Source organism: Flavobacterium covae (assembly GCF_001534645.1).
Taxonomy (GTDB): domain Bacteria; phylum Bacteroidota; class Bacteroidia; order Flavobacteriales; family Flavobacteriaceae; genus Flavobacterium; species Flavobacterium covae.
The window spans coordinates 2627465-2654083 of sequence record NZ_CP013992.1; the positions used below are offsets into that span (position 1 = coordinate 2627465).

21 protein-coding genes are annotated in these 26619 nt (G+C 31.0%); 4 read left to right on the plus strand and 17 right to left on the minus strand.

The genetic code is table 11. The features are described from left to right. Positions 1-3 precede the first annotated feature (3 nt). From AWN65_RS11580 to AWN65_RS11655, 16 genes are all read right to left on the minus strand, one after another. The gene (locus AWN65_RS11580) at positions 4-732 is read right to left on the minus strand and encodes a DUF2490 domain-containing protein (RefSeq protein WP_060383304.1); all 729 of its coding nucleotides are present in this window, start codon (positions 730-732) and stop codon (positions 4-6) included. Between the two features lie 51 nt (positions 733-783). Next, positions 784-2427, minus strand: a complete 1644-nt coding sequence (locus AWN65_RS11585) for an NADPH-dependent assimilatory sulfite reductase hemoprotein subunit (protein ID WP_060383305.1) — start codon at positions 2425-2427, stop codon at positions 784-786. Between the two features lie 104 nt (positions 2428-2531). Next, on the minus strand, positions 2532-4196 hold the full coding sequence (locus AWN65_RS11590; RefSeq protein ID WP_060383306.1) for a diflavin oxidoreductase: 1665 nt from the start codon (positions 4194-4196) through the stop codon (positions 2532-2534). Continuing rightward, a complete protein-coding gene (cobA, locus tag AWN65_RS11595; RefSeq protein ID WP_060383307.1) occupies positions 4186-5007 on the minus strand; it encodes a uroporphyrinogen-III C-methyltransferase in 822 nt (273 codons plus the stop codon). The genes AWN65_RS11590 and cobA overlap by 11 nt, the downstream gene beginning before the upstream one ends. Positions 5008-5164: 157 nt before the next feature. Beyond that, positions 5165-6073 carry a cysteine synthase A gene (gene cysK / locus AWN65_RS11600; RefSeq protein WP_060383308.1) on the minus strand — a complete coding sequence of 303 codons (909 nt, stop codon included), beginning with the start codon at positions 6071-6073 and terminating at the stop codon, positions 5165-5167. A 48-nt stretch (positions 6074-6121) separates the two neighbouring features. Then, positions 6122-6874 carry a serine O-acetyltransferase EpsC gene (epsC, locus tag AWN65_RS11605; protein ID WP_235588315.1) on the minus strand — a complete coding sequence of 251 codons (753 nt, stop codon included), beginning with the start codon at positions 6872-6874 and terminating at the stop codon, positions 6122-6124. Positions 6875-6938: 64 nt separating this feature from the next. Next, positions 6939-8171: a sulfate adenylyltransferase subunit 1 gene (locus AWN65_RS11610; protein WP_060383310.1), complete on the minus strand. Its 1233-nt coding sequence runs from the start codon at positions 8169-8171 to the stop codon at positions 6939-6941. Between the two features lie 73 nt (positions 8172-8244). Continuing rightward, complete coding sequence (gene cysD / locus AWN65_RS11615) at positions 8245-9150, minus strand: sulfate adenylyltransferase subunit CysD (RefSeq protein WP_060383311.1); 906 nt, start codon at positions 9148-9150, stop codon at positions 8245-8247. 154 nt (positions 9151-9304) lie between these two features. Then, entirely contained in the window at positions 9305-10000 is a 696-nt protein-coding gene (locus AWN65_RS11620) for a phosphoadenylyl-sulfate reductase (RefSeq protein WP_060383312.1), read from the minus strand. A 454-nt stretch (positions 10001-10454) separates the two neighbouring features. Continuing rightward, complete coding sequence (locus tag AWN65_RS11625; RefSeq protein WP_060383313.1) at positions 10455-11006, minus strand: DUF1573 domain-containing protein; 552 nt, start codon at positions 11004-11006, stop codon at positions 10455-10457. Beyond that, positions 10987-13134 (minus strand): DUF4838 domain-containing protein, encoded by a 2148-nt coding sequence (locus AWN65_RS11630; protein WP_081078440.1) that lies wholly within the window; start codon positions 13132-13134, stop codon positions 10987-10989. Before AWN65_RS11630 ends, AWN65_RS11625 begins: the two co-directional genes overlap by 20 nt. A gap of 28 nt (positions 13135-13162) precedes the next feature. Next, positions 13163-15928, minus strand: a complete 2766-nt coding sequence (locus AWN65_RS11635) for a tetratricopeptide repeat protein (protein WP_081078441.1) — start codon at positions 15926-15928, stop codon at positions 13163-13165. 15 nt (positions 15929-15943) lie between these two features. Further along, entirely contained in the window at positions 15944-17386 is a 1443-nt protein-coding gene (locus AWN65_RS11640; protein WP_060383316.1) for a glycosyltransferase family 2 protein, read from the minus strand. A 65-nt stretch (positions 17387-17451) separates the two neighbouring features. Further along, the gene (locus AWN65_RS11645) at positions 17452-18453 is read right to left on the minus strand and encodes a hypothetical protein (protein ID WP_123861968.1); all 1002 of its coding nucleotides are present in this window, start codon (positions 18451-18453) and stop codon (positions 17452-17454) included. Positions 18454-18721: 268 nt separating this feature from the next. Then, on the minus strand, positions 18722-20209 hold the full coding sequence (locus tag AWN65_RS11650) for a PLP-dependent transferase (protein WP_060383318.1): 1488 nt from the start codon (positions 20207-20209) through the stop codon (positions 18722-18724). Further along, a complete protein-coding gene (locus tag AWN65_RS11655; protein WP_060383319.1) occupies positions 20202-21380 on the minus strand; it encodes a trans-sulfuration enzyme family protein in 1179 nt (392 codons plus the stop codon). The genes AWN65_RS11650 and AWN65_RS11655 overlap by 8 nt, the downstream gene beginning before the upstream one ends. A 513-nt stretch (positions 21381-21893) precedes the next feature. Between AWN65_RS11655 and metK the strand changes: the two genes are divergently transcribed. From metK to AWN65_RS11675, 4 genes are all read left to right on the plus strand, one after another. Then, on the plus strand, positions 21894-23168 hold the full coding sequence (metK, locus tag AWN65_RS11660) for a methionine adenosyltransferase (protein WP_060383320.1): 1275 nt from the start codon (positions 21894-21896) through the stop codon (positions 23166-23168). Between the two features lie 74 nt (positions 23169-23242). Next, positions 23243-24034: a hypothetical protein gene (locus AWN65_RS11665; protein WP_060383321.1), complete on the plus strand. Its 792-nt coding sequence runs from the start codon at positions 23243-23245 to the stop codon at positions 24032-24034. Beyond that, complete coding sequence (locus tag AWN65_RS11670) at positions 24034-24648, plus strand: deoxynucleoside kinase (protein ID WP_060383322.1); 615 nt, start codon at positions 24034-24036, stop codon at positions 24646-24648. The genes AWN65_RS11665 and AWN65_RS11670 overlap by 1 nt, the downstream gene beginning before the upstream one ends. Positions 24649-24814: 166 nt before the next feature. Next, the gene (locus AWN65_RS11675) at positions 24815-25822 is read left to right on the plus strand and encodes an IS256 family transposase, variant Zn-binding type (protein WP_424959246.1); all 1008 of its coding nucleotides are present in this window, start codon (positions 24815-24817) and stop codon (positions 25820-25822) included. Between the two features lie 282 nt (positions 25823-26104). On the opposite strand, the gene AWN65_RS11680 is transcribed toward AWN65_RS11675, so the two are convergent. Next, positions 26105-26602: a dihydrofolate reductase gene (locus AWN65_RS11680; RefSeq protein ID WP_060383323.1), complete on the minus strand. Its 498-nt coding sequence runs from the start codon at positions 26600-26602 to the stop codon at positions 26105-26107. Between the last annotated feature and the right edge of the window lie 17 nt (positions 26603-26619).

Genomic DNA, 26619 nt, shown 5'->3' on the forward strand with positions numbered 1-26619 from the left:
TTATTAGTTGCTTAAATCGATGTTATGAAAAATAGAAAAACGAATAATACTCCTATCATAGAATTCGTCCCCCGATGTTTTTTGTTGGAACCAATTCATATACCCTACCTCCACAGCAAAATTTTTATTTAGTTTATAATTCAAAGCGGTATAAAATCTATTTTGGTCAAAAACATTTTTTACAATTTTATTTCCCAAATTAAACATTACTTCATCTTTGATTTTAAAAGTCAGTTTTTCTTCATTTTCTTTTTTAACCAATGGAAAATCAAATCCTAATTGGTATCTAAATCTAAAATTAGAAAATACAAATCCACCTCTAAGTTGGTCATTTTCGGTTTGATGAAAAAATCTCGCTTCTAGTTTATACCGATGGTTAATCGAAAAGAAGTTATATTTTTTCTTAGCATTAAATCCGATATCTGGTCGTAATTCAGGTACAATCAATTTACTAGTTGATTCGGGGTCATTCGGACTTTGTAAAAATAGAACCATTCCCATCGAAGCATTGATATTATCAATTAATTTTCTATCCAAATTCGTTCTAAACACTAATTGATGTTGCGCCGCTGGATTGTAAAATTGTCTTTCTTGTATTTCCGAATGGAGTACCCAATTAGCATTGAATTTCAATTGGTTACAATACCCATACCACAACAACTGTTGGCTTTCTACTTTCTTTTGCGCAAAAGTGAAGGTGGATATAAGTAGTAGTATTATAATCTTTTTCATTTTTAAATTTTAGACCTAACAGGTTTTGAAAACCTGTTAGGTCGATCATCTCTAATTTAATATCACTCGGTTAGCGTAATCACCAAAGGTTTCCCCTTCTTGTTTTTCTTGGGTATAACGTCCTAACAAAACATCTATTTCTGCTAAGATTTGCGCTTCAGTTTGTTTTTCTTTATATAGTTTATTTAATCGTAAACCGTATCTATCACCACCCAGCATAAAGTTATATTGTTCAGGACCGGTGCCTATGAAACCTAATTCGGCTACATAAGGGCGACCACAACCATTAGGACAGCCTGTCATACGTATGGTCAATGCATCTTCCGATAAGCCATGTTTTGCCAAAAGCGGTTCAATTTTAGTAACTAATACCGGTAAATAACGTTGTGCTTCGGCTAAGGCTAACGGACAAGTAGGCATTGCCACACACGCCATGGAACTTTTACGAATGTTACTTACGTTTTTCTCTATATCGTATTTGGTCAATAAAGCTTCAACTTTTGCTTTGTTTTTCGTTGAAATTTCGCCTAATAACAAGTTTTGGTTACCTGTAAAAATGAAATTATTTATATTCAATTGTGCCAATTCATACAAAAAGGCTTTTTGCTCAGGTTTTACTACGCCGTGTTCTACAAAAAGGGTATAATACCATTGCTCGTCGGCGCTTTGTTCCCAACCGTAACGGTCATTACGCTCGGTAAACGTGTAAGGACGTGCAGGTTCTAATTGAAATCCGATGCGTTTTTCTAGTTCCGCTTTAAAACCTTCTACTGTCATTTTATCGACAGTATATTTTAAACGAGATAATTTACGTTCTACACGGTTTCCAAAATCACGTTGCACCGTTAATACTTCATACACCGCTTTTAAGGTTTTCTCCTCAGTATCTGTAAACCCTAATACATCACCTAAACGTGGATACGTCGAAGCATTTCCGTGGGTTGTTCCTAAACCACCACCCACTACAATATTGAAACCTTTTAATTCGTTGTTTTCGATAATGGCAATTAGTCCCAAATCGTTTGTAAACAAATCGACATCGTTACTTGGCGGAATTGCAATGGCAATTTTGAATTTACGAGGCAGATATCTGTTTTCATATAACGGATCAGCTTCTGCCGAACGCTCATAAATTTTTTCTCCGTCGATAAATACTTCGTAATATGCTTGTGTTTTAGGTAACAAAAGGGTTGAAATTTTATCGGCATACGCGTGAATTTGTGCGTGTAACGGAGACAACTGCGGATGCGAACTAGCAATTACATTTCGGTTTACGTCGCCACACGCTGCAATAGAATCTAATTGTGCCAAATTAAATCCTTGAATCGTTGGGCGCAATTCGTGTTTTAATAATCCGTGTAACTGCACTGTTTGACGAGTTGTAATTTTTAAGGTTCCTGTTCCGTACTGTTCTGATATATTATGTAAGGCAATCCATTTTTCGGCATTGATAACACCGCCTGGAATACGCAAACGAATCATAAACGAATATAATTTGTCTAATTTTTTCGCTGCTCTTTCGGCTCTACGATCACGGTCATCTTGTACATACATTCCGTGAAACTTTACTAGTGTTTCATCGTCTGGTCGTACATTTCCGGTGTGGTTATCGATATCGATACTTTCTTTTAGCGTCCCTCTTAATCCGTCGCTATTGATTTTTATATATTCTACTGGTGATAATTTGTCGCTCATTGTTATTTTTATTAGCCCCCTAACCCCCAAAGGGGGAATAAGGATTATGAATAATTTACACTACGTTTCGAGGCACCCCTCCTTTGGAGGGGTCGGGGGAGGCTCTAATACACGTCTTTTTGATATTTTCCTTGTTCTTCTAATTGTTCTAAAACTTCTTTTGCTTTTTCAACCGATATGTTTCGTTGGGAAGCGATTACTTCTATAATCGTATTTTCGACATCTTTACTCATAGGATCTTTTTGTCCGCAGATGTAAATAGAAGCACCATTTTCTAACCATTCGTTGAACTGGCTTGCATTTTCTTTGATGCGATCTTGTACGTAAATTTTACGCTCTTGATCTCTGGAAAATGCTGTACTTAACTTAGTTAGCACCCCTGTAGATAACCATTCCTGAATTTCGGTTTGGTAATAAAAATCTAAGGCAAAATGTTGTTCACCAAAGAATAACCAGTTTTTACCTTCAGCTCCTGTGGCATCGCGTTGTGCTAAGAAACTTCTGAAAGGCGCAATACCTGTTCCTGGACCAATTAAAATAATATCAGCATCGTCAGCAGGTAAACGGAAATTATTGTTTTTGTGGATATAGAAATCATAATCGGTATCCAAAGGATAATCAGCTAAAAACTGAGAAGTCAATCCTGTTTTTATAGTATCACCTACTTTAAAACTATTTAGGTTTACCGTTAAATGCACTTGTCCGTCGTGTGCTTCGGCAGCGGAAGAAATAGAATACAAACGAGGCGCAATAGGATGTAATAGAGCTACCACTTCTTCCAAAGTGCCTTTTTTAGGTTGGTATTTTTGGATAATATCTACTAAATCGGCTTTTTCTTCTGTAATTTCGATATCTAAAACTTTAGCTACATTTTCTAAGGATTTTTTAGATAAACCACGAATATTTTTATCCTGAAGTGTAGCCACATCGATTACATTAAAATAAGCAGCAATACTTTGTAATTCCGTTTCGTTATTTTTTGGAATTAAACCTAAAGCATCTCCAGGTTCATAAGCTACTTCTTCATTAGGTGTAATTTCGATATGATAGGTTTCTTTATTCGAACCTCTATCATTCAGGATAACTTTATGTGAAATTTGCCCGGTAAAATTCTGCTTGTGCGATGTTGTTGCTACTGTCGATTTTGCTACAGTTGGAGTTGCCGTTGAAGCATTTCCGAATGCATTTTGTAAATCGGTTTCCCAAGTTGGAATTAAACTGGCATAATCCACATCGGCCTTCACCAATGGCAGTAAACGTGTTGCTCCTTTTTCGGCTAAAACCTCATCTAATAATACACCTGCATTACAGAATAAAGGATACGAAGAATCACCTAAACCGAAAACCGCAAACGATAATTTATCTAATTTCCCATTAAATGCTTTGATGGCTTCGTAAAAACCAACGGCATTTTGCGGGAATTCGCCTTCGCCTTGTGTACTTACCACAAATAACACCAAGGTTTCTTTTTGGAGTTTAACCAAATCAAATTGGGCAACATCCACACTTTTAGCTTGAATTTTATTCTTTTTGAAAGTGGCTTGAATTTGTGAAGCTACTTTTTTAGAATTACCTGTTTCGGTACCATATACAATTAATGGTTTTACGGCTATAGCTGCACTTTGAGCAGGAGGAATTACCCCTGTTGCTTGAATTCCGAAATTCTTGGCTAAATATCCTGCCAAATAACCATTGGCATAAATCAGCTCTTCATTAGTGGCGTTCTGCACCAATTGTTGTAATAAGATATTTTTAGTTTCAGATAGCATTTTGATAAATAGTTTTATGATTATCGAAATAAGATTCAGTATTAGATTTTTCGGCAAACCAAGCATATTGTTGGTGAAGTCCCACCACTTTACCCACCACAATTAATGTAGGCACATATTCAAATTCAGGCAACGGTTTTGAAGCAATATCCTCAAAACTAAACACCTTTGTTTTTTGATTAGGCGTAGTGGCTTGTTGAATGACTGCGACACCTTTTTCAGCATCGATATTTTGTTCGATTAATTTTTGTGCCAACACTTTTAGTTTTTGACCACTCATATAAAACACCAACGTATCACTCGTCGTTGCCCAGTCGGTCCATTGTTGACTTTCCACATTTTCCAACTCATACAAAGTCAAGAAACGAAGTCCGCGGGAATATCCTCTTGCTGTTAAAGGCATTCCAGTATAAGCAGCAGCACCAAAAGCGGCAGAAACCCCAGGAATAATTTCATACGGAATTTTATTGGCAACCAATACTTGCAACTCATCTAAAATATTAGAGAACAAGGTCGAATCGCCACCTTTTAAACGAAGTACTAATTTTCCTTGTTGGGCAAAAAGCACAATTAACTCGTTTATGTCCTGCTGTGGTGTCCAAACGCCTTTAGAACATTGCTTGCCTACATAGACAATTTCTGCCTCTTTACGTGCATATTCCTCAATAAGTTCAGGCGAAACTAGTCGATCAGTTAAGACTACATCAGCCTTTTGCAAGTATTTCAAAGCTTTTAAACTAATGAGCTCTGGATCCCCTGGTCCTGCTCCCGCTAAGATTACTTTTCCTATATTTTTTATACTTCTTTCCATTGTTTTAGGTATGAGTTATCCCTATCGAGGCAAATTTGCCTCGATGAGAGTTACTTTCTGTTGTTTGTCACTCCGACAAAGGAGGAGTCACATAATTGATTTACGTTATGTGATTTCTCCCGCTGGTCGAAATGACAACTTTGTAAAATTTTATTGATTAAAACAATCCTTCAATTGAAAGGTATCGTTCTCCGGTATCGTAATTAAAAGTTAATATGGTTGCATCGTCTGGTAATGTGGCTACTTTTTTAGCTACTGCGGCTAAAGAGGCGCCTGTAGAAATTCCTACCAAAATTCCTTCATTTTTAGCGATGTTTCTAGCGTATTCAAAAGCCTCGTCTTTGCTTACTTGAATTACCTCATCAATTAAACCTGCTTGGTAAATTTCTGGAACAAAACCAGCTCCAATACCTTGTAGCGGGTGTGGAGAAGGACTACCACCACTTAAAACAGGTGATAATTCAGGCTCAACTGCAATTACTTTTAGGTTAGGAAATTTTTCTTTTAGTACCTCAGCCACTCCTGTAATATGTCCACCTGTTCCTACTCCTGTGATGATATAATCTAATCCGTCAGGGAAATCGGCTAAAATTTCTTGAGCTGTAGTACGCTTGTGTACTTCAACATTCGCTTGGTTGTTAAATTGTGAAGGCGACCAAGCGTTTGGAGTAGTAGCAACCAACTCGGCAGCACGCTCAATAGCGCCTTTCATTCCTTTTTCGCGAGGAGTTAAATCGAAGGTAGCACCATAGATTTCCATTAATTTTCTACGCTCTACACTCATGGATTCAGGCATTACCAAAATTACTTTGTATCCTTTTACTGCTGCTACTAATGCTAAACCAATTCCTGTATTTCCTGAAGTAGGCTCAATGATTACGCTATCTGGGTTTAATAATCCTTTTGCTTCCGCATCTTCAATCATTGCTAAAGCAATACGATCTTTAATACTGTTACCTGGATTGGTTCTTTCTAATTTGATATATACGTTTTTGTTTTCGTATAATTTATTAATTCTTACTACTGGGGTATTTCCTATAGTTTCTAAAATGGTATTTGCTTTCATTTTCTGAGTTATAAGTTGTGAGTTATGAGTTATGAGTTTTTCTAATTTTTAAATCACGTAATTCAAAGGCTCTGGAAATTCACTTTTTTTCTTGATTTCTATTTCGCTTTTATGATAGACCAAAGAATTTTCTGGCACTGAATGAGTTAACCAAACATTTCCACCAATAATCGAATTTGCCCCGATAGTTGTGTTTCCTCCTAAGATCGTTGCATTCGCATAAATGGTCACATTGTTTTCTATCGTTGGATGACGTTTTTCCGAAGCACTTTCTTTAGAAACCGATAAAGCTCCTAAAGTCACTCCTTGATAAATTTTTACGTTGTTACCAATTTTAGAAGTCTCCCCAATAACAATTCCAGTTCCATGATCGATAAAGAATTTTTCACCAATTTCTGCTCCTGGATGAATATCGATTCCTGTTTTTGCGTGTACATATTCCGAAATTATTCTCGGAATTACTGGCACATTTAATTTCCAAAATACATTCGCTATCCTATACGCCGTGATGGCAAAAAAACCTGGATAAGCAATTAAAACTTCTTCTTTAGATTTAGCCGCAGGGTCAAAATTCACTATGGTTTCTAAATCATTATCCAAAACATAATGCAATTGTTCGATCTGTTCAAAAAAATAATTGGAATACACTACTATTTGATTTGTTTCCTCTACAGTTTTTGCTAGAATATCTTGCAACTTTATTTGGAGTAACTTTTCTTTGTTTTGAAAAAATCGATAATTATGGTACTCCTGATCGATATCAAACAACCAATTAATCAATTCATCTATCCAATCTTCCACATTTTTCTTGTTAATTGGATTTCTGGTTCTTTCCTGATTTTTTAAATAAATTGAGTACGACATATTACAAAAACATTAAAGCTCCAACAGTATTATAACTTGTTTCATCGATTAAAATCGCATTTCCTGATTTTGCATTTTTATCAAAAGCATCATAAAATAAGGGCTGATTGGTTTTTAGGGTAACCTGTGCGATATCATTTAACTGAATCGAGTCTCCTTCGGTAAACTGCCATTGATTAATATTCCATTTGTTATTAACCTCTTGCACTTTTACTCTAACATTTTTAAAACGGTGTTGTAATAAATATGTTTTACCTACTTGTAGAGACGCATTATCCAACCATGAAATCCATGTTTTGATTAAGCTCGACTCTGTTGGTAATTCCTGACTAAGTACCACAGTGTCTCCTCGGCTAATATCAATATTGTTATCAAAATGCAACACCACATTATCGCCTGCTACAACATGATTTACTTCTTCTTGGTTTCTTTCTATTTTAACAATAGTAGTTTCTATTCGAGCTGGCAATATGGTTACATTATCGCCTACTTTATAACTTCCACTTAGCACAGGACCTGCATAACCACGATAATCATGATTCGCCTCGTCTTTAGGTCGGATTACCCATTGTACTTGAAAACGTGACTCTAGACTTTCTGCCGTTTCAACTTCAATACTTTCCAAAGTTTCCAAGATGGATTTTCCGTTATACCAAGGCGTATTTTCAGATGTATTTACTACATTATCTCCAACCAAAGCGCTTACGGGGATGTAGATAATTTCGTTATAATGTAATTCTGATTTAATTTGCTCAAAATCCGATTGAATTTGATTAAAAACAGATTCCGAATAATTCACTAGGTCAATTTTGTTGATGGCAATAATTGCCTTTTTGATTCCCATTAGCGACCCCACACTTGCGTGACGTTTTGTTTGCTCTGTTATTCCTTTTCGTGCATCAACTAAAATAATAATCAAATCAGAGTTAGACGCTCCCGTAATCATATTACGAGTATATTGCTCGTGGCCAGGTGCATCAGCTATAATAAATTTTCTTTTTGAAGTGGAGAAATATTTATACGCAACATCAATAGTGATTCCTTGCTCTCTTTCGGCACGAAGTCCATCAGTGATTAAAGACAAATCGATGTCAACTCCTTCTTGTTTGGTTTGTTTTTGTAAAATCCCTAATTGGTCTGTATGTATACTATCAGAATCATATAAAAGTCTCCCTATTAAAGTACTCTTACCGTCATCTACATTTCCTGCTGTTATAAATCGTAATGTGTTCATTGTTTTATGTCTTAAAGTTTTAAAGTCGAAAGTCAAAAGTCTTGCAATTATCCTCTATATTCTATTCTCTTCTTTAAAAGTATCCTTGCTTTTTTCTGTCTTCCATGGCCGCTTCTGAGAGTTGGTCGTCCAATCTAGTTTGTCCTCTTTCGCTGATTCTGGTTTGGATAATATCATTAATGATATCATCAATAGTTGCTGCTTGCGATGGTACTGCTGCGGTACACGTCATATCTCCCACAGTTCTATAACGTACTTTTTCAACGACTACGGTATCACCTTCTTGTGGTTGGATAAACTGAGAAGTAGCTACTAATTTATCCTGATGAAGAATGCATTCTCTATCGTGAGCAAAATACAAACTCGGCAATTCAATATTATATTTTTTGATATAGTTCCACACATCGAGCTCAGTCCAATTACTAATAGGAAATACCCTTACATTGTGACCTTTTTGAATTTTTCCGTTTAAGATATTCCACAATTCAGGTCTTTGTAATTTAGGATCCCAGGCTCCGAAATCGTCACGAACAGAAAATATCCTTTCCTTTGCTCTAGCTTTTTCTTCATCACGACGCGCACCACCTATACACGCATCAAATTCATTTTCTTGAATAGTATCTAATAAAGTATAGGTTTGTAAAGCATTACGAGATGGGAATCTACCTGCAGTTTCTTTTAAATTGTATTTCTTGATGCTTTCTTCTACATTACCTACGATTAGTTTTTCTCCAATTTGGTTTACTAATTTATCTCTGAATTCAATAGCCTCAGGAAAATTATGCCCAGTATCAATATGCACTAGCGGAAAAGGAAATTTTCCCGGTCTAAATGCTTTTAATGCTAGATGAATTAATACGATTGAATCCTTTCCACCAGAGAATAATAAGGCTGGTTTTTCAAACTGCGCGGCTGTTTCACGAAGAATGTAAATTGCCTCGTTTTCTAATTGTTCTAAGTAATCTATATCTTTTTTCATTTATTTTTTTGTTTAAGGTTTAAGGTTTGTTACACAGAGTTTCACTAAGTAAAGCACTAAGTTTCACAAAGATTTTAACTTCTATAATCGCAAAGGTTTTACGCAAGGTTCGCAAAGTTGAACATTTCTAAATTCTGATTTCTAACTTCTAATTTTATCTATGTAATCCACATTCTTTTTTCGATTGGTCTTCCCACCACCAGCGTCCTGCTCTAAAATCTTCTCCCTCTTTAATTGCTCGGGTACACGGTGCACAACCTATACTTACATAACCTTTGTCGTGTAGTGTATTGTAAGGGACTCCATTTAGTTTTAAATAACTTACTACTTCTTCTAATGTCCAATTAAGTAGCGGATTGTATTTATAAAGTTTGAAGTTTTGATCCCATTCTAACAGTTGTACATTTTGACGGTTTTGTGATTGCTCAGCTCTTAGTCCAGTTATCCAAAGATTAGCTCCTTCCAAAGCCCTATTTAAAGGTTCAACCTTTCGGATATGACAACATTCTTTTCTATTTTCAACACTGGCATAAAAACCATTGATTCCGTTTTGATTCACATATTTTTCAAGTTTAGAAGCTTGCGGATAATATGCTTTTATTTGATTTCCATATTGCAGAGTGGTTTTATCCCAAACCGAATATGTTTCAGCAAATAATCTACCTGTATCTAGTGTAAATACTTCAATATTATTTAATTTATTAGTAAAAATTTCATTAGTAATTACTTGGTCTTCTATACCGAAACTAGTCGAAAAAACTATCTTCCCTGTAAAATTTTCACTCAAAAAACGAAGACTTTCAGTTAAGTTATTCGAATAATTTAAAAAGTTTTTTATTTGTTCTGTCATAACATTTTTTTTAAATAAAAAGGCCTCTTGAAATTCAAGAGGCCCGCACAATTATATATATAACCAAAGATTAATAAATAGTACACACGACCTCCCACCGAAGTTGGCAACAACAACAGCAAGAAGCGTTTGCATTAAATTTTACTACTATTTTATTATTTTTTTTCATTTTAAATTTTCTAAATTTTGGATATAAAAAAACTCCCCACGAAGTGAGGAGTTTTAGTTATTGCTTTTATCTTTTTTAAATATACAACAATTCTACTCCTCAAGATTTTGAGCAGCAGATACAACAGTTGATATTTTTAATATTTGTTTTCATAATTGTAGGGCAAATATAAGACCTTATTTTTTAAGTTAAAACATTAAATCTTATTTCCATAATCTTTAAAGGTATTAAACTATTTTCATTATTTATTATCTATAAATAAATTAGTTTACCGAAAAAATTACATTATTCTTCGGGTTTATCGCCTGTATAATAATTCTTTTGTTTCTCTAACCCATAGTTTGTCTTTTCTATATCTAATTCAGAATCTTGAATTTCTTTATAAATTTCCTCGTAGTCTTTTGAATGTAAACTATTTGGTACTACATGGGTATCAAAATTTAGTTCTATTTTATACTTTGGGAGAAAATTACCATATACATAAATCTGATGTTGTACATATCCTGTATTTTTATTGGTATCATATTCAAAATGCAAATAGCCTGTAGATTGTGGCACTATGTTTTTTATATTGGAATCATCTGCTATAATACATCCACATGAGGTTTGGATTTCTTTTATTTCTAACAAATTCTTTCCTATATTTTTGATAGGGTATATAATATGGAGTTTTTCTCCTTGTGCGACTGGGAAATAATGTCGTTGAGGGTCTTTTACTTCAATAGTTGTAATTTGCCCTTCTTCTTCACAGCTAATAAAGACTAATAGGAATAAAAAAATTAGTAGTTTTTTTTGAAATAAACACGTTTTTAAGAGATTAAAATAATTGTATTTCATCGCAAGCTGTCTTTTTGTTTTTAGCATTAGTTATTACTTTTATCATTACATCATCTTTTTTCTGAATCGATATTTTTGTTTTAAAAACCCCAATTCTTTTTTCGTTTTTAGATTCTGAATCGTCTGTTAATTCGGTATATAAGTTTCCATTTTTATAAATTTGAATTTTTGTTGGGAGGAATATCTTAAGACTTGGATTATTTAAAAAATTTATTTTTAAAGTGGCGTTAGAAACTTCTATACTTGGAAGTCTTACTACTAAATCTTCTTGACTTGTCAAAAACCATCCATGATGATAATCAGAGATGAAGCCAATTGTATTATCTGTTAGCATATTAATGTTGGTATAATCTTCATCTAAGGTTGATAGTACTTCAATTTTTTTACCTAATAATTTATTTAATGGTTGTTTGTTTTTTATAATTTTTTCTTCAAATTCTTTTAAGAAATCTTGAATAGCTCCATCTTGTTCTTTAAAGTTTTTTAAGCCTTCATAGTTTGTGTATTTTTTCAAACGATTGTATGCTTGTATTACTTCTGGTTTTATAGTAATTGTATTCTCTTCTATTATGTAGTAACCGTTTTGTTCGTTTTCTAATAAAAGTTCTAGATAGGTAAAACTTAAGGTGGTTATTAATTCTTTTATTTTTGATTTTTCTTTAGGTTGACTAGAGTTTATTGCTTGGTTTAATTGATTGTAAAAATTAAAAAATTTTGATGCGTTTATATTTTTACTTCCTTTTTCATAAGGAGAGCAAGGGAGGTTTTCTTTTTCTGCTGATTTTTCAAAATCTATATAATATTCTGATAGTAACTGGTGATTTTGAGGAAATTCTTGTTTAAAGTATTTTTTTATTAAATCTTCTACTTTTAGATCATAGTTCATGAGTAATGAAGAGATAACAAATGTTTTTAATCCTTGAAAACTGGTATAATCATAACCGCTTCCATTTATAAAAACACCTTTTATACCCATTTTTTTGAAATACTCTAGTTGTTTTTGTAATCTGTAAAGAAGTGGATATGGTGTTAGGTAATCATCAAAATTAGAAGCATAGTCCCATAAATAGACTTTATTTACTTTATTTTTCCATTTTAATATTTTTTCTTCAAACGGGTTTACTTGCGTTTTGTTTTCAAAATATACATTTTTTGGAAAATTAATGGTACTGATCATTACTCCTGTGTTTTTGGGAAGTTCTTTTTCTGGGGGTGTTTCTGTTGTAAGATAAGCAGTAGTAAAAAAATTATACTGTGGAAATTCTTTTGCTAATTTTTCCATTAGATATACAACAGAAGGTGTTGCATTTGAAAGGGTATTCCCTAATCGTTTGCATTTGGGATCCAAACAAACTAGCTTGTTATCATTGGGAACCAGCATAAATGAATATTTTTTATGTGTATTAATACCAAAATTATCTATTATATAATTTTTTATATAATTATAGGTTGCTTCTGAAGAGAAACAGAGTTGTGTGGTATTTCTTTTATTTTCTACTAAGGCAAATGTTTGAATATTTCCTTCATTGGCTAGTAATTTCCCTAAATTATGTCCCCAAATTCCCCAATCATTTTCAATGTTATTAGAATTATAGAGTACATCTGCATTGGGTTGTAAAACAGGACTAAAATGAGGTTCTCTGTATTCAAAAGGAAAACTAACGGTGCTTTCTTTTATGGTTATAATAGCGGGTAATAAATCTTGTGTTTTGATTCTATCATCTTGGATGCTTAGTTTTTTTAAAAACTGATTAAATAGCCATTTTAGATTTTTTTCTGAGTTTGCAATTAATTGAATTTCTTTTTTTTCTTCTATTTTTATCTGATAATCAAATATTTGTTGTGAAGATAGTATTACTCTTATTAGTAATCCTTCTTTGTTTTCATCTTTAGATATTATTTCTGGGGTTGAAGATCTTGTCTTTAATTCATTGTAGAAATAATCTTTTTCTAGATTTTCTAATTTAGTTTTATAATCAAAGATTATTTTGTATTTATCAGAATATAATTTTACATCTTCTAAATCCGTATAAGGTTTTAAAGAACAACTACATAATACAAAAAAGAAAATTATTGCTAAACAGAGTTTAGATAGGGCAATATAAAAGGAAAATATTTCTCTCATCATATTAATAGAGGATTATATAAATAGTGATTTAAAACGAAATTTGGGTTTGAAAATATAAGTTATACATATTGGTATATTTATTTTCCGTTATTTTTATTGTATTCCAGCTTCCGAGAAACCCAACTGTAAAATGTGAATTTATCATATATTTAGGTCCTGCTCCTACCATTGTATTAAAAGCATTCCAAGTATTGTATAAATTAAAATTTAGTGTTTGTAAGTCTGAAACTGTCCCTACGGCTCCTACTACTTGTATACAACTTTTTTTTTCGTTAAAGACATAAAACCTAGTGTCTGTACTGACGTTATAGAACATTGTATTATCTATAGAAAAGATTCCTGCTTTTATATTCCACCCAATAGTTTGCTCATTTTTTGATAAGCCTAAAATTCCTTGAATCATATTAACCTGGCTTGGTAATTGTCTAAAACCTATACCTAATTCTACCTCGTAGTCGTTACCAAAGGCTTTGTATAGTGATATTTGTGTTTGAATTTTAGAAAAATATTTTGTTCCGTATCCTACATTTAATCTAACATAAAATTTATCACTAAAGGGATGGTACCACTCAACTATGGGTTGGATCCCTGTTCCTTCTTCTCGACCGGAATAATTCAATTGAAAAGTATAGGTGTTTTTATTTTCTTTATGAGCGTATTCTATTGTAGAAATAGATGAATATTCTTGGCTTCCTTGAATTCTGCTTCTCAAATGATATATTCCTATTTCATTTTTAAAGGTTTTATTTTTTAATGCTTCTAAATGTTTTTTGAAATCTGAGAATTCCATAAGAGAAGGCTCGTATTGTTTTTGATAATAATAAGCTGAATCAAAAACTTTTTTTGTTTCTAGCAATACTCCTTTATCAAATTTTAAATCTTTATTATTTTTATCAAAATACAGAGCGGAATTTATTAATTGTAACGCGTCATTGTGTTGTTTTTTCTTAACTAGTTCTTTGGTTTTAATGCGTGCATTTTCTGTATATACATTTACCAGTGATTTATTACGTGGAAATTTTTCTAAAAGGGGTAAAGTAAGGGCAATAGCTTTATCATATTCTTTTTGCGCTGTATAGGATTCTGCTAATTTTACTTTAAATGGCAAGTTATCTGGATATATTGTTGTAGCTTGTTTTGCGGCATCTAACATAGCTAAATGGTCTTCCATTTGATAAGCAAGACTGATTGCGTATTGTAATCCTAATTTACTAGTAGGCTTTACTAGCAGTATTTTTTTGACTACTTCGTATGCTTCTTCTATATTTTGCTCTTCTATTGCTTTTTTTATGAATGTTAATGCTTCCTCTTCGAAACCATTTGCATATATCGTTTTTTTAGGTTCGGAAGATTTTTCTATTAGTTGTAGGTACATATCAAACGCATTTGTATAATCTTCAGAGGCTACTAAAGCATTTATTTTTTTTAAATTTCTAGCATCATCATTTGGTTTTTCTTTTAAAAATTCATTGATAATAAGAAGGGCTTGATCATGTAAACCTGTTTTCAGGTAACATTGAAATAGACCTAATTTTGCGGGTTCATAATAATCATTTTGTTTTCTTTGATTTGAAACAGTGCGTAATAAGTCAATAGCCTCTAAATAGCTTCCCTCTAGCATGAGTTGTTTGGCTGTTTTATACTGAAATGCTTTAAAATCATCTCTAATATCGGAATCATTAGGGAATTTTGAATGCAATTTTTGTAGTATTTGATTTGATTTTGATTCGTTTCCTAATTGTTTGTAAACAAAATATTCTTTTGATAAAATTTCTTTTATATCTCCTTTTATTTTTTTTGCTTTAGATATAAAATCAAGTGCATCATTATAATATCCTTTACTTATTGCGTTATTTAAGAGATATATTAGTGCTTCTTCGTCCTTTGGGTTTTTTTCTAAAATTTTACCATATAATGTGTACGGATCATTATTACTTTGGATTCTTGCTGATTCTACTATTAATTCGTCATAACTTTTCTGAAGTTGAGAATCATTTTTTTTTGACATCTTTCTTTTTAAAAACTCTAATGCTTCTGCATTTCTATTCATTTCAGATAAGATAGCAACTTTTTTGGTTATATAGATTTTATTTTCTGGAAATTTTTGAGTTCCTTTTTCAGCATACAAAAGGGCCTTTTCTTTGTCTCCAGCTGTTAATAAGCTATTTATTATATCTACATAAATATCAACTTGTTGGTTATCTATTTTTGCTAATTCTTCTGCTAGAGTAACGGCTTCATTCAGTTTTCCTTCTTTTTTAAGGCGTGCTATTTCTTGTTGTGTATTGTATATATAATCTTTTTGAACAGTCGCATCTTCTGGATATATCTGATTTAATCTTTTCAGCATTCGAGTTGTTTCAGTAAGATTGCCTTGTAATCTGTATATTTCTATTTTTTTTATCCATAATTGTTTCCAATAGGGATTTACTTCTAATAATTCATTTATGTAACAAATGGCACTAGAATAGTGTTTAGAGTTCATTTCTACATTTACAAGCAATTGTTTTGCATCGAAATTTGTTTTATCGTATTGCAAGGATTTAACTAAATGATATCTTGCATTTTGAAAGTCTTTTTTAATATAGTAATACCTTCCTAAAAGCATTCTGAGATTAGAATCTGTTTCGTCTTGTTTTAAGCCTTCATCTATAATGTCTTTGGCTTTTTGCCATTCTTGTTTTTTAAAATATTTTTTAGCCATAATGGCATAATCTTCCATTGTATCTTGGGCATTTAAGGAGCATATTGATAGGAAAAGAACTAGTAATAAGTGGTAATTTTTTGAAATCATTTTTTATTAATACAATTATTCAACTTCTTGATTTTCTAGAGCAGTAGGTGTTGTTTTATTTTGTGCAAAACCTTGACGGGTCATTTGCCCCCACTCGAATTTTTTACGTGATAAAAAATCTACGTATCCTTTTAAGCTATAAAAAACGATAAGTGGATGATATATAAAAGGTTCTACTAAAGTAAAAAAACATAGTTTTAAATATTCATTAAAGGTTCTGTATTGTTCTTGTACTAATTTATCTAAATAAATGGTTATTAATGAAAGACAAATTCCAAACAAGTAAACAAAGGTTAACATTATACTTGCTGTATAAAAATTTATTCCTCTTGTTATTAATAAATATATGGTGTATAAATATCCTATTAGTTCTATAAGTGGTGCTGAAAATTCGAAAAATAGAGTATATGGTAAGGTAATCATTCCTAATTGTTTATATTTAGGATTGAAAAGGTATTTTCTGTGAACTGTAAAAATTTGCAATAACCCACGAGCCCATCTTGTCCTTTGTCTATTTAATATTTTAATATTAGGAGGTCCTTCTGTCCAACAGCAAGTATCGGGTATTTGAACAATTTTATAATCTTTATTAAAATTACACATATATCCTATGATACGGGTAGTTAAGTCCATATCTTCTGCATGTGATGAAGGGTCATATCCTCCAGCGGCAATAACTACGGATTTATCAAACATACCTAATCCTCCTGATATATTGCCTATGGCATTTATTCTTGACCATCCCATTTTTCCGATTAGATAACTTCTTAAATATTCCACTTCTTGAAAAAGGGGAATAATTCTATTAGGGACTTTAACTTGTGTAACTACCCCATTTTGAATTACACAACTGTTAGCCATACGCAAAGTGGCTCCTACTCCTATTACTTGTGTTTTATTAATTAAGATGGGTTTAATCATTTTTATAAGTGCATCACGAGATAATATACAATCTACATCAGTACATAGGAAATAAGGATAACTAGACGCATTTATTCCCGCATTAGAGGCATCTGCTTTGGTACCTCCATTTACTTTATCTACAACCGTCAACTTAGAATAAGCTGGATTCGTGGATTTTAAAATCCTTTTTAAGGGTTTTGTTTTTATTTTTTCTACGTAAGCAAATGGTGTTTCAACTAGCTCGAAATTTTCTATTAATAATTCTAATGTACTATCCTTACTCCCATCATTAACAATAACTACTTCAAATTTTGGATAATTTAAAGTAAGCATGGAGTGTACATTGTCAATTATAGTCATTTCTTCATTATATGCTGGGGCTACAATCGAAATTCCTGGAGCAAAGGGCGTTTTTAAAAAGTTTTCATCCATTTCTTTACTCTGATTCTCTTTATACTTTTTTATTTCTTTATAACCATAAATAATGAGCATAAAATAAATAATGGTGAGCATTGAGGCGTAAAGAAAAATTACATTTTGAAAGATATCTGCCATGTTAGTAGTTGTAGTTTCCGTAGTTTTTTGACATACAGTTAGTTGTTATAAGATATTTTATTTTTTTAAACTTTTATTAGTGGGTTTTTGATGTGCTTAAATATTAAATTTTCAAAACCATCTTCAATTTTAGACTCCATTTCATTAATTAAATTCACTCCTTCGTTATCATAATTGTAAATAGCACGTCCTATTCTAATTTTCAAACTAGTATCAAATGTTTTATAAAAAGCTGATTTTAAAAACTCTAATCCTTTCTCAGGTTTTGTTTCTGTTACTGTTTTTATAATACTATGTTGAACTGATATAGGTTCAAAGTCATAGTTTGCAATTAATGCGTCTTCTATATTGTTATTTTGAAGAATTCCTATTGCCTCTATAAGGGCTTTTCTAACTTTAGAATGGGTAGTTTGCGTTAGAAGCGTTAATAAAAAGGGAAGATTTTCATGTTGTTTATAGAAAGATGTTTCGTATATAAAGAAACATTTTAAGTCTATATTTTCTGTTCTCGTAATCCATTGAGCAAAATTAGGAATAAACTCTTTTGATCTTTTTAAAAGAATTTCATGAATTTGAATTTTATCCCATTCTGTAAATTCACTATCAAAATCTTCATTAAAAAAACGAAAGGGATCATGTTTACTTAAATAAATATATGCTTTTCTTGCTTTTTTACGCAATGCTTCATTTTTATCATAAACTAATGATATTATAACGGATTCCGATATTGTTAATCGTAATTTTATAATTTGTGATAATCCTTCTAATTTTGTCTTGAGATTTCCTTTTAATAATCTTTCTTCCCAAAAAGATTTTAAATCAAAAAAGTACAAAATTTCATTAAAATTATGTAAATCATATACCTCATCTTCGTCTATTAACTCAATAATAGTTTCTGTAATTAGTAGTTTGTGTGTCTTTTTAAAATCTTTTTTATTTTCAAAAACAAGCTTAATATCTTCCAATGTGTAATCTTTAGGCGAATAAACTATTTCCTTTATTTTTTGTAAATAAATTAGATTAAGCGTCTTTTTTTGAATTGCAACTGATTTTTTCTCCCAATTCAAATAAATTAAATTGAGAAACGTCACAAAGTATACACATATAAATACGAAACTCAAAATTATTGCCAATTGTAACACAGGAGGCAATTCTGAAATTGAAAAATAAAAATCTTTTAAAACAAAAATAATTTTACCCATTTACCAAAGTATTTTACTTTATTTGCAATACAGCTCATAAAAAACCACAACACCACAAAGTGTTATAATTTGACTGCCAAGAAAACGCTTATTAAAGGGATATATTTTTTAATAACGTTATTTTAACGTTATTTTAACAATTATGTGTGAATATTTTTTTAAATTTAACAAGTATATCCTGAACTGATTCTAATCCGACTGAAATACGTAACATTTCACTCTCTAAACCATTCACTTCCAAATATTTTTGCCCTTCTTTTGTTTTTAATAAATCGTAATGCGCTAAATAAACATAAGGCATTACTAAAGTAAATTCCGTTCCTAAACTAGGTCCTTTAGCCAATTCTAGACAATCATAATAATTTGATAATCTTCTGTTAAACACTACAGATACCAATGCTGGAATGTTATTGGAACAAGTTATCTTTTTATAATTCTCGTATGCTTTTCCACTATTAACACTTAAAACTTGTTTGATTTGAGGCTCATTAGAAAAAAAATCTATTACAGCCTGTGTGGATGAAGACATTTTTTCGATTCTTTCCTGATATTGTAATATTTGAAATCCTAATCGCTCTATCTCTCCTACAAAAGGTTTTATTATGTATTTTTTTACTTCTTTCAACAATTTTAAATCTCTAGAAACAATTCCTCCCATCAATAGATCTCCATTTCCACAAGCAAACTTTGATAAACTTTCGACTGCTATATCACAGTATTCTAAAACATTTAGATTAAAAGGTGTAATAAGTGTAACATCTAGTAATAATTTAACCTTATATCTTTTACATATAGAATAAAGTTTTTTAACATCTACACAATCTAACTTAGGGTTAGACACTACCTCTGTTACTAACAATGAAATATTTTGATGATTTTCTTTTAACCAAAGTTCTAAGTTTTCTAAATCATACACATCTACTTGCCAATAATTATTTGGACTTCTTTTTTGAATTACTTCCATTGTATCTAGATACAACCAACCTAATTGTACAACTCCGTTTTTCCCTTCTAAAATGCCTTTTTGAATAATAGCTTCACAAACTGCAAAAAGGGCATTAGCTCCAGAGTTCGTTAAAACAATACAATCTGAATTCACTCTATACGCTTTACTTAAGATTTCATAAATATTTTCATTTGCTTGAAATAATTCCTTTTTTTCTTCTTTATATATATGTGTAATCAAACCTAAATCAAATAATATTTTTTCAGCTTTTCTAGAACTCATAATAAGTCCTGTATTTCGGATATAAGCATGAATTGTTTTTAACAAATAATGATCTGATTTTATTTTCAAAAAAACACAATCTAATAATGGTATAAAATCCAATCTTATATGGATCATCTTGCAAAGAATTTCGTATGCTTTTTGAGAAGAGAGAGGCAAAATCAAATATTCTTCCGTTAGTTCATTTTTTTTTTGAACATAATCAACTAGTCGTTGTACTAATCTATTTCGAAAAAAACGAGGGTACCCAGATTCCATCTTTTCAATAATATTTTCATCTCCTTCTTCATACCCTACAACATCATCAATAGTAGGTAAACTAACTGAAACAGCATGTGGATTATCGTACGGTATTGATTTCCCACAAGAAATAGGTTTTAAATAATTATACATGACCAATATTTTTTAAAGTTGGGCAAGCAATTGCTTGTTTTATATCTTGAATTAAATCTTTTGTATTTTCTAAACCAATCGAAAATCGTACCGTATTTTTGGTTAAACCTATGGCTTGCAAAGCTGATTCTGAAAAAGTTGCATGACTCATTTTAGAAGGAATTTCTACTCTTGAATCTGTTGTTCCAAATGAAACTTTTTCGCCAAATAATTTTGTATTTTCAATTACTGATTGAGTTATAAATTCATTTTCAAAATCAACTGTTAAAATAGCTGGTATTATTTTCATTTGCTTTTTAACTAAATTATGTTGCGGATGTGTTTTTAACCCAGGAAATCTAACCGATTTTACCTCTGGGCACTTTAATAACTCTTCAACTATCTGAAAAGCACTTTGTTCTTGTGCTTTCATTCTATAAGTTAGTGTAGGTAACCCTAAAGAAACTAAAAAAACATCAAAAGGGCTTTGCGCACGACCTTGTGCATTAGAATAATAATGAACTTTTTTATACCAAAATTCTTCTTTTACAACAATTGCACCAGCCACACAAGCTCCGTGACCTGATACATACTTAGTGGCCGAAAAAACTGAAAAATCAGCACCTAAATCTAATGGTTTTTGACAAGCAAATGTTGCCATACTGTTATCTACTGCAAAAACGCATTTATATTTTTTAGATAAATTAGCAATAGAATTTATATCTACAATTTTTAATCCAGGGTTCGTGGGAGATTCACATAATATTAACTTTATATCATTGTGTTTTAGAATAAATTCTACTTCATTTTGATTCGTAAAATCCGCATAAAAAACGCTGATATTATTTTTTTCAAATAAAATATTTAACACCCTATAAGTACCTCCATAACAATCTTTTTCTACCAACACCCTATCTCCTGTCTTTAAAACAGTTTCAAACAATAAAGCTATAGCTGCAATACCTGTATTTGTACAAATACACCCAAAACCATTTTCCGCTTTAGCAAAAATAGCTTCCAACGCATTGCGCGTAGGATTATCTGTTCGTGAATAATCGTATAAAAAATCAGAATCTTGCTGACGCTTATAATCAAAGGTAGCCGTGTTATATATGGGCAAATGGGTAGCACCATAAGCATCTTTGATACCACTGTGCTGGGTTAAATTAGCTAAAAGAGTTTCTATTTTCATGTCGTATATATAATAATCATATTGTAAAAAATTAATTCAAAAAAAAAACCTCTGCAAATGCAGAGGCACTCTCATAAATGTGGATAACACTATATAATAGTAACTCTGGAGAAAGTTATTCTCATCATATTCATCATCTTCTTAAAATATCTTTTCATCTCAAATCAAAAACAAAGCAAAATTAGATTAATATTCTATAAAATTAAAATAAATAATTTATTTTTCTGTTTTTTATTAATAAAACATATTTATATAAAAACAAAATCTAATTAAAATTAAATAAGCCAATTAAAAATCTGAAAAACAACAAAATCTCAAAACCATAGTTTATCCAAAAAAAAGTTAATAATCATTTAGAATTCAATTTCCTTTTATACATTTGTACCAAGTTTACAAGAGGAAAAATTTGAACTGATTGCAACCTCATAAAAAAATGCTAAAGCAGTAACTACTACTCTTTAGGCAATCGCTACAAAATTTTCCTCACGAATTATTACAAAAAAAAACTAGTATATGGCCTATTTATTTACCTCAGAATCAGTGAGTGAAGGACACCCTGATAAGGTAGCTGATCAAATCAGTGACGCATTAATTGATAACTTTTTAGCATTTGACCCTACCTCTAAAGTAGCTTGTGAAACCTTAGTAACTACTGGTCAAGTAATTTTAGCAGGAGAAGTAAAATCAAAAACATATTTAGATGTTCAAAATATTGCTCGAGAAGTAATTAAAAAAATTGGTTACACGAAGAGCGAGTATATGTTTGAGGCTAATTCTTGTGGTGTTTTATCAGCCATTCATGAACAATCTGACGACATCAATCGTGGGGTAGATAGAATTACTGCTGAAGCTGATTTTGAAACTAAAGCGAACGCACAAGGGGCTGGCGACCAAGGTATCATGTTTGGTTATGCCACGAATGAAACAGAAGATTTCATGCCATTAGCACTTGACTTATCACACAAATTATTACAAGAATTAGCCGAATTACGTAGAGAAAATTCAGCGATTACTTACTTACGTCCAGACGCTAAGTCGCAAGTAACTTTAGAATATGACGACAACAACAAACCGGTTCGAATTGATGCTATCGTAATTTCTACACAACATGATGATTTTGCTGAAGAAACAGAAATGTTAGCTAAAATCAAGAAAGATATTATTGAGATTTTAATTCCTAGAATTATTACTAAATATCCGCAATATGCTCATTTATTCAATGATAAAATTGAGTATCATATTAATCCTACTGGAAAATTCGTGATTGGAGGTCCTCACGGAGATACTGGTTTAACTGGAAGAAAAATCATCGTAGATACTTATGGTGGTAAAGGTGCTCATGGTGGTGGTGCTTTTTCTGGCAAAGACCCTTCAAAGGTTGACCGTTCTGCTGCTTATGCCACTCGTCATATTGCTAAAAACTTAGTAGCTGCTGGTGTAGCTGACGAAGTTTTAGTGCAAGTTTCTTACGCTATTGGAGTAGCTAAACCATGCAATGTGTACATTAATACTTACGGAACAGCTAAAAATGGTTTAACTGATGTTCAGATTTCTGAAAAAGTTAATGAGTTGTTTGATTTAAGACCGTATGCGATTGAGCAACGTTTAAAATTAAGAACTCCTATTTATAGCGAAACAGCTGCTTACGGACACATGGGACGTAAAAACGAAATAATTACTAAACGTTTCACATCGCCAACTGGCGAAATTAAAGAAGTAGAAGTTGAGTTATTTACTTGGGAAAAATTAGATTTCGTTGATAAAATTAAAACTGCTTTTAATTTATAATAACCTAAATACAAAATTAGACAGCCTTGCAAATTACAGTTGTAAGGCTGTTTATTTTTATATATCTTTCTAGTATGAAAAAACTGCTATGTATAACACTATTATTATCAAATATTTTCACTTTTACACAATCTTCAAAAATCACTGTATCATTAATAAATTCTAAATTAATTGAAGCAGAAGAATATATCGGCGAAGACAATACAGGCTTTTTATACTTTATTAAAGACAACACCTTATTTAAGATAAAAGATTCAGAAAAATACCAATACAAAAACATAACATTAGGAAAAATATCTAAAGTTGACTTACAAAATCCTTTAAAAATTCTTATTTTTTTTGAAAACTTTAATACCATTATTGCTTTAGACAATCAATTTAATGAAGTACTAAAATCAGACTTTAACAATATTAATAACACAATTACCTTACAAGCCATTGGTATCTCCAGTCTAAATAATTATTGGCTTTTTAACCAAAACAATCAACAGTTATTACGCTACAACTATACTACAAACACAACGCAAACAATTGGTGTAATTTTTGAAAAACCAATCAAAAATTATTTTTCTACTTATAATCTCTTTTTCTGGATAGACACAGAAAATAATTTTTATCAATGCAACATTTTTGGAAAGAAAACATTTTTAAGCAAATTACCTGAATATGATAAAATTTCAATCAGTGATGAAAAAATAATTCTATATCAAATAAATAAAAAACTTTTTCTTTTTGACATTAAACAACAAAAAACAATTCCGATTGAAAATATCCAAAATTCATTCATAAGTTTTTATTACAAAAACCAAAAATTAGCTATTTTTACAGCTCAAGGAATTACCAATTATAAAATCATTTTACCCTAATGCATATAGCAGTTGCTGGAAATATAGGAGCTGGAAAAACCACATTAACCAGACTTCTATCTAAACATTTTAAGTGGGAACCCCATTTTGAAGATGTAGATGAAAACCCTTACCTAGACGACTTTTATCACTCTATGGACAGATGGAGTTTTAATCTTCAAATTTATTTTTTAAATAGCCGTTTTCGACAAATTTTAAAGATCAGGGAAAGTGGTAAAAAAATCATTCAAGATAGAACCATTTATGAGGATGCCCATATATTTGCTCCCAATTTACATGCCATGGGACTCATGAGTAATCGTGATTTCGAAAATTACACTTCTTTGTTTGAATTAATGGAAAATTTAGTAGGTCCTCCAGATTTGTTAATCTATTTAAGAAGCTCTATTCCTAATTTAGTTGGACAAATTCACAAGCGCGGACGTGATTACGAAAATTCAATTTCTATTGATTATTTAAGTAGATTGAATGAACGTTATGAAGCTTGGATTCAAACTTACAATAAAGGAAATTTATTAATCATTGACGTTGACAATATTAATTTCGTTGATAATCCTGAAGACTTAGGAATGATTATCAATAAAATTGATGCTAAAATTAACGGCTTATTTTAGTTCTAAAACGCATCATATCAAAAACTAACATCTTTTACAAGCAATTAAAAATCAGAATAGAATTATGTTTTTTATTCTGATTTTTTATAAGGTTTAATAGTCAAAAATGGTTGGTAAAAATGCTGTAAAGCATTATAAAATATGATATTGACGAAAGTTTATTGAAATTAGTTTCAATAAACTTTTTTTATTTCATGAAAACTTCAAAAAAAAGCGTTGTCCAACCTGTAAAAGCCTCAATACGATAAAGTGGGGAATAAGAGAAAATAAGCAACGATTTAAGTGTAATGATTGTGGTCAATTATTTACTTCAAATAATAAATCAGTTTCAGATTCTAATAAAGAGATTTGGTTTAAAAACTGGATAATCGGTAAAGATATTTTTGATAAAATTTCACTTGAATCTGGTTACAGTAAAAGTACTTTACAACGTTATTTTTCTAAAATGTTATCTAAAGCTCCTGTTTTAGAGTTTAGCTCCACTGATGATGTTTATCTTATGATTGATGGAACTTATTTTCCTAATGATATTTGTCTAGTAGTTTATAGAAATTTTCATTTAAAATCTACTCAACTTTATAGAATAACTGATAACGAAAATTATGAAGAAGTTGCAGAAGATTTACAAAATTTATTAAATCTTGGGATTACTATAAAATGTATTACTTCTGATGGTGATAAATCTGTATTAAAAGCGATACAAAATATTTGCCCTGACATAGCTTTTCAAAGGTGTTTAGTACATATTTCAAGAATGTGTAAAATATGGCTCACGGCCAATCCAAAACACAAATCAGGCTTTGAATTAAAGCAAATTATAATTAAAATCCATCAGATTAATTCTGAATACAAAAGACAATTATGGTTAATAGAGCTTATACATTGGGAAGAAAAATATAGAGACTATCTTAATGAAAGATCATATAAAATCGAAAGTAAAAAATATTGGTATACTCATAAAATGGTTAGAAGATCATTTACTGTAATTAAAAAAGCATTACCACATATGTTTACCTATCTTAAAGATGATAAAATACCAAATTCAACTAATGCTCTTGAATCATTTTTTGGACATTTGAAAGACAATCTAAATATTCATAGAGGATTAAGTATAAAAAACAGGAAGAACTTTTTAAGATGGTATTTATACTATAAAAATCAAATTGAAAAATAGGTTTTTTCAGCCATATTTGATTACCGATAATTAAAAAAGGATAGATTAAAACCTATCCTTTAATTATCGTATAATCATCAAACTTATTGCTGGTTGGTTGCTCCTCAGCAGAGCCAACTTCCTCTTCAATTTGATGTTGTAATATAAGCAATTTAAAATCAAAAATTACCAACCATTTTTGACCACATTACCTTTTATAAAAACGGTTTAATTCAACCCTTTTATAGATAATTGCACAACAACAAAATATAAAACGTTTTCAAAAAAAGAATCAAAGTAAATTCAAATCCTAATATACTTTTCAAAAGAAAAAGAATACAAATGCTTTTCATCTTTAGGATGAAGAACAGACTCTTTAAGTTCCCATTTATCTTGATCTATTTCTGGAAAAAACGTATCTGCCTCTAAAAAATGACTATGCACCCTTGTTAACTCTATTTCATCTGCCAATTCTATAAATTGTTTATAAATCTCACCTCCTCCTATTACATATACGTCTTGATCTATAGAACAAGTTTTTAATGCTTCTTCAACATGATTTACAACAATACATTCTTCTGAAACAATATATTCTTTATTTCGAGTGATAATAATATGGGTTCTATTAGGAAGTGGCTTAGGAAAACTTTCAAAAGTTTTACGTCCCATAATAATATAATGACCACTTGTTAACCCTTTAAAATGCTTAAAATCATCTGGCAAATGCCAAAGTAAACTATTATTTTTTCCTAATTCGTTTTTTTCTCCTGCTGCTGCAATTAATATAATTTTTTTAGGCATTCTTTTGAATCTCTTTT